The organism is Micromonospora chokoriensis (assembly GCF_900091505.1).
GTDB classification, from domain to species: domain Bacteria; phylum Actinomycetota; class Actinomycetes; order Mycobacteriales; family Micromonosporaceae; genus Micromonospora; species Micromonospora chokoriensis.
Window position 1 is genome coordinate 3,507,437 of record NZ_LT607409.1, and the last position, 12,375, is coordinate 3,519,811.

General features: G+C 69.9%; 14 protein-coding genes and 1 riboswitch. Of the genes, 8 read left to right on the forward strand and 6 right to left on the reverse strand.

Features of this window, described 5'->3' with window-relative positions; translation table 11 throughout:
- Positions 1–5: 5 nt before the first annotated feature.
- Positions 6–166: riboswitch (adenosylcobalamin (AdoCbl) riboswitch) on the reverse strand.
- A 107-nt stretch (positions 167–273) separates the two neighbouring features.
- Complete coding sequence (gene tsaD / locus GA0070612_RS16530; protein ID WP_088988706.1) at positions 274–1,311, reverse strand: tRNA (adenosine(37)-N6)-threonylcarbamoyltransferase complex transferase subunit TsaD; 1,038 nt, start codon at positions 1,309–1,311, stop codon at positions 274–276.
- Positions 1,308–1,862, reverse strand: a complete 555-nt coding sequence (gene def / locus GA0070612_RS16535; RefSeq protein ID WP_088988707.1) for a peptide deformylase — start codon at positions 1,860–1,862, stop codon at positions 1,308–1,310. Before def ends, tsaD begins: the two co-directional genes overlap by 4 nt.
- Positions 1,863–1,913: 51 nt before the next feature.
- Here def and alaS point away from each other — a divergent pair, with 51 nt between their 5' ends.
- On the forward strand, positions 1,914–4,589 hold the full coding sequence (gene alaS, locus GA0070612_RS16540) for an alanine--tRNA ligase (RefSeq protein ID WP_088988708.1): 2,676 nt from the start codon (positions 1,914–1,916) through the stop codon (positions 4,587–4,589).
- A 27-nt stretch (positions 4,590–4,616) separates the two neighbouring features.
- Here alaS and GA0070612_RS16545 read toward each other — a convergent pair whose 3' ends face one another.
- Positions 4,617–4,805, reverse strand: a complete 189-nt coding sequence (locus GA0070612_RS16545; protein ID WP_167393636.1) for a helix-turn-helix domain-containing protein — start codon at positions 4,803–4,805, stop codon at positions 4,617–4,619.
- A gap of 1,147 nt (positions 4,806–5,952) precedes the next feature.
- Between GA0070612_RS16545 and GA0070612_RS31465 the strand changes: the two genes are divergently transcribed.
- Entirely contained in the window at positions 5,953–6,234 is a 282-nt protein-coding gene (locus GA0070612_RS31465; protein ID WP_157742497.1) for a hypothetical protein, read from the forward strand.
- A gap of 382 nt (positions 6,235–6,616) precedes the next feature.
- The gene (locus tag GA0070612_RS31470) at positions 6,617–6,838 is read left to right on the forward strand and encodes a hypothetical protein (RefSeq protein WP_157742498.1); all 222 of its coding nucleotides are present in this window, start codon (positions 6,617–6,619) and stop codon (positions 6,836–6,838) included.
- 4 nt (positions 6,839–6,842) lie between these two features.
- Here the strand turns inward: GA0070612_RS31470 and GA0070612_RS16550 are convergent, their stop codons facing one another.
- Entirely contained in the window at positions 6,843–7,094 is a 252-nt protein-coding gene (locus GA0070612_RS16550) for a hypothetical protein (RefSeq protein ID WP_088988710.1), read from the reverse strand.
- Between the two features lie 383 nt (positions 7,095–7,477).
- Positions 7,478–7,711 (reverse strand): transcriptional repressor, encoded by a 234-nt coding sequence (locus GA0070612_RS33060; RefSeq protein ID WP_157742499.1) that lies wholly within the window; start codon positions 7,709–7,711, stop codon positions 7,478–7,480.
- Positions 7,712–7,818: 107 nt separating this feature from the next.
- On the opposite strand from GA0070612_RS33060, the gene GA0070612_RS16560 reads away from it, so the two are divergent.
- The 5 genes from GA0070612_RS16560 (at position 7,819) to GA0070612_RS16580 (ending at position 10,776) form a co-directional block, all read left to right on the forward strand.
- Positions 7,819–8,433 (forward strand): superoxide dismutase, encoded by a 615-nt coding sequence (locus GA0070612_RS16560; RefSeq protein ID WP_088988712.1) that lies wholly within the window; start codon positions 7,819–7,821, stop codon positions 8,431–8,433.
- 6 nt (positions 8,434–8,439) lie between these two features.
- The gene (locus GA0070612_RS16565) at positions 8,440–8,700 is read left to right on the forward strand and encodes a superoxide dismutase (RefSeq protein ID WP_088988713.1); all 261 of its coding nucleotides are present in this window, start codon (positions 8,440–8,442) and stop codon (positions 8,698–8,700) included.
- A gap of 76 nt (positions 8,701–8,776) precedes the next feature.
- Positions 8,777–9,145 (forward strand): hypothetical protein, encoded by a 369-nt coding sequence (locus GA0070612_RS16570; RefSeq protein ID WP_088988714.1) that lies wholly within the window; start codon positions 8,777–8,779, stop codon positions 9,143–9,145.
- Positions 9,146–9,262: 117 nt separating this feature from the next.
- Positions 9,263–9,964 carry a hypothetical protein gene (locus GA0070612_RS16575; RefSeq protein WP_157742500.1) on the forward strand — a complete coding sequence of 234 codons (702 nt, stop codon included), beginning with the start codon at positions 9,263–9,265 and terminating at the stop codon, positions 9,962–9,964.
- On the forward strand, positions 9,961–10,776 hold the full coding sequence (locus GA0070612_RS16580; RefSeq protein WP_088988716.1) for a HoxN/HupN/NixA family nickel/cobalt transporter: 816 nt from the start codon (positions 9,961–9,963) through the stop codon (positions 10,774–10,776). Before GA0070612_RS16575 ends, GA0070612_RS16580 begins: the two co-directional genes overlap by 4 nt.
- Before the next feature lie 74 nt (positions 10,777–10,850).
- On the opposite strand, the gene GA0070612_RS16585 is transcribed toward GA0070612_RS16580, so the two are convergent.
- Positions 10,851–12,284, reverse strand: coding sequence for a prenyltransferase/squalene oxidase repeat-containing protein (locus GA0070612_RS16585; RefSeq protein WP_088988717.1), 1,434 nt, complete (start codon positions 12,282–12,284; stop codon positions 10,851–10,853).
- Positions 12,285–12,375 lie beyond the last annotated feature (91 nt).

The window sequence follows — 12,375 nt, forward strand, 5'->3', positions numbered from 1 at the left end:
GTTCGGGCGGCTCCGACCCGTGGGCCACGACGGGTGGGGAGGCTGGTCATGCGCACTGGCGGGTAATCGGGCTTACGGCGTCACTACGTGTGTCGCCGCCTACCGTTGCGGGCCAGCGCCGGATTTCGACCGGACTTCCCCCGTCAGCACACAGGTATGAAGTTGTGACGGACAGTGTTCCCACGTGTGGGGCTCGCCGTCAATGTCCGTGATCCGACGAGGCCACTTCGGCGAAGACAGCCGGAACTGCGCGAGAGCGCCGCTTGATGTCGATCAGCGGGTTCCGTGCAGCAGTGCCCCTCGAAGGACGGCGGACGGATCGGAGCCGAGGTCGAGTCGGTCGGGGGAGATGTCGGCGCGGACGAGGAGGTCTCCGACGGCGGCGATCATCGCGCCGTTGTCGGTGCAGAGCCGTGGCGACGGCACCCGCAGGTGGATGCCGGCCGCGGAGCAGCGTTGTTCGGCGAGGGCGCGGACGCGGCTGTTGGCGGCGACTCCGCCGACGAGGAGCAGTGTGTCGGCCTGGTGGTCGCGGCAGGCGGCGAGAGCCTTGCGGGTGAGGGTGTCGGCGACGGCTTCCTGAAACGACGCGGCGACGTCGGCGACGGGCAGCGGCTGGTCGCGGTGGTGTTCGACCCAGCGAGCCACAGCGGTCTTTAGCCCGGAGAACGAGAACCGGTACGGGGCGTCCTGGGGGCCGGTCATCGGGCGGGGAAAAGCGATGGCCGTCGGGTCGCCGTCGCGGGCGACCCGGTCGATGACGGGTCCGCCGGGGTAGGGCAGGCCGAGCAGGCGGGCGACCTTGTCGAACGCCTCACCGGCGGCGTCGTCGACGGTGTCGCCGAGGTGTACGACAGGGTCGCGGGCGAGGTCGCCGATCAGCAGCAGACTGGTGTGCCCGCCGGAGACGATCAGGGCGACGCAGCGGGCCGGCAGCGGTCCGTGTTCGAGGGTGTCGACAGCGGCGTGGCCGGCGAGATGGTGAACGCCGTAGAGGGGGATACCAAGGCTCAGCGCGTACGCCTTGCCGGCCGCGAGACCGACCTGGACGGCGGTGGCGAGCCCAGGGCCGGCGGTGGCGGCGACCGCGCCGATGTCGGCGAAGCCGATCCCGGCCTGGCCCAATGCGTGCTCGACCATAGGGGTGATGGCGTGCAGGTGCGCGCGGGCGGCGATCTCGGGGACCACGCCACCGAAGCGGGCGTGTTCGTCCATGCTCGTGGCGAGCGCGTCGCCGAGCAGGACGCCGTCGGCGACGATCCCGACGCCGGTCTCGTCGCAGGACGTCTCGATGCCGAGGACAACTGTCACGCGTCGGCGTCCTGGTTGACGCCGGCGCCGACACCGGGGTGTGCGGCGCTGGCCGCAAGGAGCTGTTTGCGCAGTTTGACGGGCAGCCGGTCGACGTAGGCGAGACCGTCGAGGTGGTCGACCTCGTGCTGGAAGCAGCGGGCGAGGGTGCCGGTGCCGTCCAGGCGGATCGGCTCGCCGCGCAGGTCCACCCCGGTGACGGAGGCGGTGGCGGATCGGGCCACGTCGGCGCGCTGTCCTGGCACGGACAGGCAACCCTCGGAGTCGATCACCAGGTCCCGTTGCTCGGGCAGGTGCAACACCGGATTGATCACGTGCGCGACGGTGTGAGTGTTCGTGGCGTCGGGGCAGTCGACGACGAAGATCCGGGCATCCACGCCGATCTGGTTGGCGGCCAGGCCGACCCCGTGGGCGGCGTACATGCTGGCGAACATGTCGTCGATGAGTGCGGCGAGCGCGTCGTCGAACACGGTTACCGGGGCGCATCGGCGGTGCAGGACCGGGGTGCCGTAACGGGTGATCGGTCGCGGGGTGCCGCCATGCCTCTCCATAGCTGCCCATAGTATGCAATTGCAAAACTATGGCAGTAGGGGAGTGGTCTGGTGCGGACGGCGGAGATCAAGCGGCGGTACCTCGCGCACTTCGAGGCGAATGGGCACGCCGTGGTGCCGTCCGCGCCGCTGCCCGCCATCAGCGATCCGAACCTGCTGTTCGTCAACGCAGGCATGGTGCAGTTCGTTCCGTATTTCCTTGGTCAGCAGACGCCGGCGTACCAGCGGGCGGTGAGTGTGCAGAAGTGCCTGCGTACCCCGGACATCGACGAGGTCGGCAAGACCAGCCGGCACGGCACGTTCTTCCAGATGAACGGCAACTTCTCCTTCGGTGACTACTTCAAGGCCGGGGCGATTCCGCTGGCCTGGGAGTTGTCCACGAAGCCGGTCGCGGAGGGTGGGTACGGGCTGGACCCGGAGCGGATCTGGCCGACGATCTACCTCGACGACGACGAGGCGTTCGAGATCTGGCGGTCGGTCGGGGTGCCGGCGGAGCGGATCGTGCGTCGGGGTAAGGCGGACAACTTCTGGTCGATGGGCATCCCCGGGCCGTGTGGTCCGTCGTCGGAGCTGTTCTACGACCGGGGTCCGGAGTACGGCGCCGAGGGTGGCCCGGCGGTCGACGAGGACCGGTACATGGAGTACTGGAACCTCGTGTTCATGCAGTACGAGCGGGGTCCGGGCGCCACCAAGGAGGACTACCCGATCCTGGGTGACCTGCCGGCGAAGAACATCGACACCGGTATGGGTCTGGAGCGGATGGCGTCGATCCTGCAGGGTGTGGACAACCTCTACGAGATCGACGAGGTTCGGCCGATCCTGACCCGGGCGGCGGAGCTGACCGGCAAGCGGTACGGGGCGCACTCCGGGCACGTGGCGAGCGAATCGCACCCGGACGACGTGCGGCTGCGGGTGATCGCCGACCACGTGCGCACGGCGTTGATGCTGATCGGCGACGGGGTGACCCCGTCGAACGAGGGCCGCGGGTACGTGCTGCGCCGGATCATGCGCCGGGCGATCCGCTCGATCCGGCTGCTCGGCTGGCAGGACCGGGCGCTGCCCGAGCTGCTGCCGGTGGCGCGGGACTGCATGTCCCCGTCGTACCCGGAGCTGGCGACCGACTTCGACCGCATCGCGGACTACGCGTACGCGGAGGAGGAGGCGTTCCTGTCCACCCTGCGCGCGGGCACCACGATCCTGGACACCGCAATCGCGGAGACCCGCACGGCGGGTGGCACGGCGTTGTCGGGGGCGAAGGCGTTCCAGTTGCACGACACGTACGGCTTCCCGATCGACCTGACCCTGGAGATCGCCGCGGAGCAGGGCCTCAGCGTCGACGACGAGGGTTTCCGCCGGTTGATGGCCGACCAGCGGACCCGGGCGAAGGCCGACGCGCAGGCCCGCAAGACCGGCCACGTCGACCTGTCCGCGTACCGCAGAGTGCTCGACGCGCACGGGCCGACCGACTGGCAGGCGTACCAGAGCCTCGACACCGACTCGACAGTCCTCGGGCTCCTCGGCAGCGACGGCGCGTCCACCCAGGTCGCCGAGCTGGGTGAGATCGTCGGGGTGTTCCTCGACCGGACCCCGTTCTACGCCGAGTCCGGCGGCCAGCACGCCGACGCCGGCACCCTCACCGGCGACAGCGTCCGCGCCGACGTGCTCGACGTGCAACGGCCGATCAAGGGCCTCGTCGTCCACCAGGTCCGGATCACCGGCGGCACCCTCGCTGTCGGCGACCGGATCCACGCGGCGGTCGACCCGCAGTGGCGACTCGGCGCCCGCCAGGCCCACTCCGGCACCCACGTCGTGCACGCGGCCCTGCGGCACGTTCTCGGGCCGAGCGCGTTGCAGTCTGGATCGTTCAACCGCCCCGGCTACCTGCGGCTTGACTTCGCCTCGCCGAGCGGCCTCTCGTCAGCCACCCGCAGTGAGGTGGAGGACGTGGCCAACCTGGCGATCCGCGACGACCTGCCGGTCGACGCCCGATACATGACCCTGCCCGAAGCCCGGCAGATCGGCGCGCTCGCCCTGTTCGGCGAGACCTACGACGACACCGTCCGCGTCGTTGACATCGGAGGTGACTGGTCCCGGGAACTCTGCGGCGGCACCCACGTCGACCGGTCGGCGCAGATAGGCGCGCTCGCCATCACCTCCGAGTCCTCCGTCGGCGCAGGACAGCGCCGAATCGAGGCCGTCACCGGGATCGAGGCCTTCCGCTACCTGGCCCGCGAACGGGATTTGGTCACCAACCTCGCCGACCAGCTTCGCGCCCCACGGGAAGAGCTTCCCGACCGGATCACCGCGCTGGTCAGCCGAGCGAAGGCCGCCGAGCGCCGGGCCGAGCAACTGCAACTGCAACTCACCCGAGAACAGGCCCGAGCCCTGGCCGGCAGCGCCGAGGACATCGCCGGAATCGCATTCGCGACCAGCACTGGTTCCGCCGATGCCGACCCCCGTCAGCTCGCCGAGCTGATCCGGCGAGAGCTACCGCAGGAACGCCGCGGCGTCGTGGTGGTCGCCAACGCGTCGAACGGCACGATGCGACTCGTCATCGCGGTCAACGACGCGGCGGTCGACCGCGGCACGTCGGCCGTACACCTCGTCAAGACGGTCCTCGGCGGACGCGGCGGCGGCAACGCTGGCCTCGCCCAGGGCGGGCAGCCGGGCGGACGCCCAGATCAGGTCGTGGACCTGGTACGGGAACTGCTGCGCTCAGCCAGCTGAACGATGCACCCCGGACGGCGTGTCTGCTCAGCACGAGTCGCATCGTCCGTAGACCACCACCACGCCGCCGGGGAGCCCTGCAGGGTCGGCGCTGAAGCCCACCGCGCCTGCCGCCTGCACCGCGGTGAGCACCGCCTCGGCGGGCAGGTGACACACCCGGCCGCAGAGCGTGCAGACCGCGTGGTGATGCGGGTGATCGGCGAACCCGTAGGGCACCGCCGAGCGTTCCTGACGTCGACCACGTCCGCCGTTGCCGACACCCCGCACCGGCAGTCAGGGCGGCACAGCAGGGTGCGGCGAGATCCGCTACGCCGTCACCGCCCGCCGAGACGATGGGTCGGTAAGGCTGCCTCGTAGCCCTTATTGCCGTCGGCTGAGAACCGGCCCTCAACGGCCGCCCATCGAGACGGCAGCGGTGTTTCGTCGCGAGACCTGACGAGCAGACACCCAGCCCTTGACAGAAAGTAACCGTAAGCGGTACTACGATTGATATTCATCATCGTGGAGGTGGTTGACTTGCGCAGAGCGCGCAAAGTCGGACGCATACGGCGTACCTCGGCGGCAATCTGCTACACCGTCCTCGTATGCCTCGGCACGCTCCCGGCGAGCGCGTAAGCAGCGCCGTCGTCACCGTCCGGTAAGGCATCTGGCTACTGGGCCCCCTTTCCTGGTGGTGGTCATGCCACTCCAATGGGGGAGTCAGGCAACATCGTTGCGGGTTCCTGCACGTACAGGCAGGCCAACGACACCCCGCACGGGACTGGTGAGACATCCGTCCACGGCTACTGGCTCCACATCGCCGGCACGTGTCCGAGCAAAGCGAACGTGGACATCGACTTGCAGGCGTACTGGTGCGATCCCTTGGGATGCCGGTGGGTCACAGTTGCCTCAGGCTCGGGCGACTACCTCGCAGGAGGCGGTTCCGGCCGCAGATCGAATGCGAGGATCAACTGCTCAAGCAGCGCAACCGTCGGCTGGAGGGGTGTCACCGATGTCGATCTGATCGGTGTCGCCGACCCGTCTGGGCTGTACTTCGGGGGTCCCGTGGACCGGGCGTGTAGCCCCTGAACGTCAGCTGACGCCGTCCCAGCGACGCCCGTAACCGGTGATCAGCTGACACGGTTTATTTAGTTACAACAGGAACGATCACCGGAATCTCGGGAGTCAGACAGTGACCAGCGGACAAGCCGGTTGGCGCCCGTATCCGGGCGCCTACCGTGCTCCCGAGAATCTTCCCCCGGTCGAGCCTGGTCGCATCGTTGGCCTAGTTGCCAGCTGCGATCTCCGAGGGGAGTACCCAGAGGACGCGAGTACCCGGAACTTCATAGTCAGTGAGCTCGCGATTCTGGAGGATGGTCGGCGCGTGCTCCTGCACGCGGACCGTGGGTTCACTCTCACTGCTAGATCAACCGGCGTCTCGGGTGGCGTCGTTCCGCTCGTCGAGACTCGGGAAAGCATCACCCCGAACGTTCTGAACGCCGTGCTCCCCGACGACGCTGAAGAGTCCGCAGAAGAACATTCCTGGTCGTGGCTGGCCGAACTGGCTCGGGCTCGCGGCCTGGATGCGACCGCAGAAGACCTACGAGGCCTTCCCTATCAGGTGGTCTTCACCGACACAGTGACCCGATGGCTCGCGCCTACCTGAGCCCCAGCGCCTAGGACCTGACCGCCCGTAGCTCCCGGTGGCAGGCTGACCCGAACCGCAGCGCCGGCCACAGCGCGAGGATCGGAAGCGGCGCGGCAGCATCTTCCTGAACGTGCCCCACCACTACCAGGCTGTGTGGGCGGTCGCTGGCTGAGCGGTCAGCGGGCGCAGTCGTGGTCCATGCCTGGATGGACGGATGCGGGACAAACGGGTGACGGTGCGGCAGCGGACGACGCGGTGTGCCGGCAGGGACGAAGGCCGTTGCCGCGACGGCGGCCGCCGTGGCTGGCCGTGAGGTGGACCTACCTGGCTGGCCGGGTTGCCGTGGCGTGAGCTTGGTCCGGACGAGGTTGGTCAGGCCGGTCTGAAAGGCCTCGTCTGTGTGCAGCTCGACGAGCCGTACGACGTCGGCAGGGTTGTCGATTCGGCCGATCGCGGTGGTCATGGCGGCGCTGAACGGGCCTCGTCGCCGGCATGGGCGGGCGGCCTGAACTTGCTCGGCGCGTGCCGCCTGAGCGCTGCAGGCGTCCAGCAAACGCCCGTCCTGCTGGGTGGTGGCGGCGACGACTCGGCGGGTGTCAGCGGGGTTGCTGCCTGTTGCTGATTCGTCACCACGGTGGGCTGCGCACTGGGCGGCGAGGCCGGCGACGGTGGTGGTGGTGCGCCCAGACGGCGTCGTGGACGGCCTGCCGTGCGGCATTGCAAGAGCTCGTTCGCCAGCCGGAGTCGTCGCACTTGAGGAAGATCGCCACGGAAAGGCCGGGCTCGTTCGGGTCGCCGAGCATGGCGGTGAGCGCCTTGTCGAAGGTGACGGCGAACGCGGCGACGTCGTCCTGGGCGCGGGCGGCGCCTTGCAGCATGCCGGCGTTGGCGACACGGTGAACCCGGGTGGGCCAGCCATGTGCGTTCGTCGTCGGTGAGGCTGTTGCACACCTGCTCGGGCATCTAGGAGTCGTCGAGGGTGACCGGTACGGCGGGTCCGGCGGCGGTGTTGACCGGGACGGAGTCGAGGTCGGCGATCGCGTCGACGGCAGCGGAGACGGCCCGCATCCGCTGCCGGGTGTCGACGAGTTCGTCGTGGCGGACGAAGGGCTGGCCGAGCTGGGTGTGGGCGCGTTCGATCTCCTCCCGTTGGCGGGCGATGTCGGCGACGAGCTGCCCGCGTCGGGATTCCAGGATGGCCAGGTGGTGTTCGAGGCGGCGATGAGGCCGGTGGTGCCGTCGGTCAGCGACAGCACAATGTTCATGCCGCTGAGCGGCACCGTGTGCAACTCACCCAGTCGGTCAAGTGGATCAGCACGCGGTGCACCGTCGTCAGGTCGATTCGTACACCGTTTGACCGGACCCGGTCATGGACCTGCGCGGCGCTCAGGTGCGGATGGTCGGGCGGCGCGTCCACGAGCACGCTCAGCACAGCCTGCCGTGCCGGCGTACGTCGCAATCCGCGCTCGCGCAGTCGGCCCAGCGCCGCCACCACCCGATCCGATGCTTCTGTGATCAATCACGTCCCCGGACGACAACCGGACTCTTGTTGCAAGATAATGGCAACAGCCACACTAAGGCAGCATTGAGAGGACGTACTCCATGGCCGTGTACAACCTGCCCGACCTGCCCTACGACTACGGCGCACTCGAGCCCGCCATGTCCGGCGAGATCCTGGAGCTGCACCACGACAAGCACCACGCCGCGTACGTCAAGGGCGCCAACGACGGGCTCGACCGCCTCGCCGAGGCCCGCGACAAGGGCGACTACGCGACCCTGGTCGGATTGGAGAAGACGTTCGCGTTCAACCTGTCCGGGCACGTTCTGCACTCGATCTTCTGGAACAACCTGTCCCCGGACGGCGGTGACCGCCCCGACGGTGAGCTGGCGGCGGCGATCGACGAGCACTTCGGCTCCTTCGACGGCTTCGCCGGTCAACTGTCCGCGGCGACCAAGGGTGTGCAGGGCTCCGGCTGGGGTGTCCTGGCCTGGGAGCCACTGAGCCAGCGGTTGATCGTGGAGCAGGTCTACGACCACCACGGCAACGTCGGGCAGGGGTCCACCCCGATCCTGGTGTTCGACGCCTGGGAGCACGCCTACTACCTGCAGTACCGCAACGTGCGCCCGGACTACGTCGATCGGCTGTGGAACCTGGTCAACTGGACCGACGTCATCTCCCGTTTCGACGCCGCCCGCGCCGCCACCCCGAAGATCTGATTCGGCGTGAGCGGGTACACCCCCGAGGCGGCCGAGATCGTCCAACGCGCCGCCGGGGTCATCGCCGCCAAGCATCGCGGTGACCTCGCCGGTGCGGAGGCGTTGATGTCGGCGTTCAGTTCCGAGCAGGCCCGTACCCTCGGTTTCTACCTGCTGGCCGATCTCGCTCTGGGCCTGGTCAAGGCGCAGAGCGGCCAGTCGATGGACGATCTGGTCCGGGAGCTGTCGTTGCTCCTGGCCGAGACCGCCCAGTCCCCACCGGCATGATGGTCCGCTGGGTTCCGCCCGCGGGCGGAACCCAGCGGACAACCGCAGCGTCCACCGCCCAGCTCGGGGAGGCCCGATGCGCCGGAAGACCGAACACCGTGTCCTGACGTTGGACGGGCAGCAGGTGGCGGTGCTGGCCGTGGCCGATTTCCAACGGCTCGAGGCTGCCCGTCGGCAGCTCGGTGCCAGCGAGGCCCAGGCGCACCAGCTTCGCCAGCAGCTGCGGGACAGCCAACGTCGAGTTGCCCGCCTGGAGGCTCTACTCGCCCTGTCCGCACGCTCCGGGGCGCCGGAGCGGGCCTCAGGGGTGTGCGCGCACTGCGCCGGCGAGGTCGACGACCCGGTCGGCGCGGCGGTCCCGCAGGGCCTGGCCGTGCCTGATGACCAGGGCCCCGGTCTGCTACCCGCCCTGTCGCGTCACCCGCCGGCCGACCCGATCGGTTAGTTGATCAACGAAGTGTTCACGTGGTGGTTTTGTGTGGCACACCGGCCCGGACCTGCGCGTTTCTGATCGCCCGGCACGGTCGAGGCGATCCTGTAGCCCGCAATCCCGGAGCACCCCTTGTCCCTACCCACACGTCGAGCCAGCGCGGTGGCCGTCCTCTTACTGGCGGCGCTGGCCGCTGTCGCGGTGCCGTCCCCGGCGGCAGCGCACCCGTTCGGCGACCCCCAGACCGTGTCCATCGCGCGCGACGAGCAGCGCCCGGACATCGTGCGGGTGCGCTGGCGCGTCGGCGGCCCCGACGACCTGACGCTGCTCGGCGTCTCGCTCGGCCTGCTGCCATCCGACCGGGTCCTGCTCGACGGCGCCGTCGACTACCGCACGTCAGACCCCGCGGTGATCGCCTCGTCCGAGCGCTTCGGCGCGTACCTGCTCGAACGGATCACGGTGGCCGACGGCTCGCGTCAATGCCCGGGAGTTGTCGCGCCGGTGAAGGCCCTGGCGCGGGTGGGCGCGAGCGTCGATTTCACCTGCCCGGGGTCGGTCGACCAGGTCACGGTCGCGGTGCGGATGCTGACCGACCTGAACCCCGCGTACCGGGCGATGGCCACCGGCCCCGGCGGGCAACGCGCGGTGTACGGCTCCGGCGAGGACTCCCACGACTGGGCCCTCGTCGGCGGCGCTCCGACGCTGGCCAGCGGCACCAGCCTCGGCCGGAGCGCCGCCCTGCAGATCGCCGCCGTCGTCGGCGCGGGCCTGCTCGTCGCGATCGGTGCGCTGCTGGTGGCGCGACGGCTGCGGCGACGGGGGGTCGTGGCATGACCGCCACCACGGTGCTCTCCGCGTCACTCTCGGACCGTTTTCAGGACCTCATCCACTCACCGGGCGTGCCGCCGCTGGCGTTCGTGCTCGCCTTCGCCGCCGGAGCGGGTCACGCTGTGGCCCCGGGGCACGGCAAGAGCCTGGCCGCCGCCTACCTCGCCGGCTCGCGGGGCCGGATCCGGGACGCCGCCTGGCTGGGTGGTTCGGTGGCCGTCATGCACACGCTTTCCGTGCTGGTGATCGGCGTGGCGTGGACGTTCTTGTCCCTGTCCGAGGTCATCCGGATGCAGGAACTCACGAGCTGGCTGCAACTCGGTGCCGGTCTGATCGTCCTGGCCACCGGTCTGTGGATGGTGCGCCGGCACCTGCACACCGCCGGCCACAGCCACAGCCACAGTCATACCCACACCCACACCCACACCCACACCCACACCCACACCCACACCCACACCCACACCCACGATCATGAGCACGAGCACGGCAAGCGTCCCGGCCTGTTCCTGCTCGGCGTGTCCGGCGGGCTGACCCCGTCCCCGGCCGCCTTCCTCGTGCTGGCGACCGGGCTATTCATCGGTCGGGCCGGCTTCGCCCTGCTGCTGGTCCTGACCTTTGGCCTCGGCATGGCCGTCGTACTCTTCGGCGTCGGGGTCCTCGCGGTCGCCGGTAGCTCGCTGATCACCCGGGGCGCACAGTCCCGCGCCGTTCTCGGTCTGGCCACCCGGGTGGCACCCGTCCTCGCCGCCAGCGGCATCACGCTCTTCGGCGCGGGCCTCGTCTCGGTCGCCGCGATCCGCCTCGTCACGCTCACCTGAAGCGGCGGCGGGCGGATCAGCCGGCGGATGGTCAGCGGCGGCTCGGCCGCCGCTGACCATCCCACTAGCGGCTATCAGACGCCGTAGCGCAGGTAGATCGTGTCGCCGACGGTCACTGCCGTGCCGCGGGTCGCGGTGACCGGAGTGCCGCCGTCGCGGGCGACCTTCCAGGTCGAAGAGCCGCTGTTGGCCAGGCCGTTGATCGCGGTCACGGTGCCGGTGCCACTGGTGGGAAGAAGAGAGGTGACGCAGCCGCTCGGGGTGGCCGCGCCGACGGCGGCGTCCAGGACGGCGCCGAGGGTGGTGGTTGCGGCGGTCGGCGTCAGCGTCACCGCGCACGGCGTGATGCTGCCGCTGCCGTTGTCGATGATCACGGCGAGTCGGGTGGCGGCGCCCGCCGTGAACCCGCTCGCCGCGACCCAGGTGGGCGCGCCGGCGGTGACCGGGGTCGGGGGAGCGGCGGTGTAGCCCGCGCCGGTCAGGGCACGCACCGCGTCGATGGAGGCGTACGCCGACGGGGTGGTGTTGGTGGGCAGATACTTGAATCCGCCGCCGGTCAACTGCTGCGCGCGAAGAAAGTCGATTGGGGTCTTGCCGGCGGTGGTGGTGAAGTCGGTGCCCTGGTTCGGGATGCCGCAGGCGTTGAGCCCGGAGACGGCCCAGGCGTTGGAGTCGGTGTTGACGCCGAACATCGAGCTGAACGCGCCCGAGGCGTTGACGAGCTTGCTCTTGAGGAAGTTCTTGGCCTGCACGACGTCGGTGTCGGTGTTGGGGACTCCGGCGGCGCAGAGCGCGGCCATCGCGGCGCCGGTCATGTCGATGTCGCTGGCCGCGGCGAGTTGGGTGGGATTGCCCTCGGCCTGGGTGAACGTCCAGCCGCCGTCGGTGTGCTGGTTGTTGCGGATCCGGGTGATCGAGAGGTCGAGCAGGGCCTGCGGCACGCGGGCGGCGCCGGCCTGGGTCTTCGCACCGGCCAGGGCGAGGGTGCCGAAGACGGTGCCGTTGAAGTTGGCCGGCGGGCCGTAGTAGCCGGCCGAGCCGGTCTGCCAGTAGGCGATGGTGTCGGCGATCAGGTTACGGGTGGGGGAGACCCGGGCGGGGTCGATACCGGCGGCGTAGGCGTTGAGGACCCCACGCTCGTAGTCGGTGACCACCGGCGTGCTGCTCGGCCAGGACGCGGCCGAGAGTTGGTTGCGGTAGACGGTGCGGGCGTTCTTGGTCGTGTCGCCGGAGGGGTAGACGTCCACCGCCGCGACGCCGGCGGGTGCGAACGCGCTGAACGCCCACTCGTTCGACAACCCGCCGCTGGCGTAGCTCCCGTCGGCGGCCTGCAGGGTCCGCAGGTAGGCGACGCCGTTGGTCTTGGCGGTGGCGATCTGCGCGGCGGTCGAGGTCGCGGCGGCCGGTGCGGCGCCGCCTGCGACCGCCACGACCGTGGCGATCAGCGCGGCGGCGGGAACAGCCGCGAGGCGTCTGCGGCGACGACCGGAGGAAAGACGCGAGGACATCAGGGCTCCTTGGGGGTACGGGGCACGGCTGCCTCGACCCGGAGCCCGGCACGGGCCGGCGGGAGCGGGGCGGGCCGGCCGCAGGACGCGT

What these genes read in the sequence shown, in the direction of transcription:
- GA0070612_RS16550 (WP_088988710.1), bottom strand. Translation starts at nt 7,094, where the DNA reads ATGCTGCAAGGCGCCGCCCGCGCCCAGGACGACGTCGCCGCGTTCGCC.
- GA0070612_RS16580 (WP_088988716.1), top strand. Translation starts at nt 9,961, where the DNA reads ATGACCGCCACCACGGTGCTCTCCGCGTCACTCTCGGACCGTTTTCAG.
- GA0070612_RS16570 (WP_088988714.1), top strand. Translation starts at nt 8,777, where the DNA reads ATGCGCCGGAAGACCGAACACCGTGTCCTGACGTTGGACGGGCAGCAG.
- GA0070612_RS16560 (WP_088988712.1), top strand. Translation starts at nt 7,819, where the DNA reads ATGGCCGTGTACAACCTGCCCGACCTGCCCTACGACTACGGCGCACTC.
- def (WP_088988707.1), bottom strand. Translation starts at nt 1,862, where the DNA reads ATGGAGAGGCATGGCGGCACCCCGCGACCGATCACCCGTTACGGCACC.
- GA0070612_RS16585 (WP_088988717.1), bottom strand. Translation starts at nt 12,284, where the DNA reads ATGTCCTCGCGTCTTTCCTCCGGTCGTCGCCGCAGACGCCTCGCGGCT.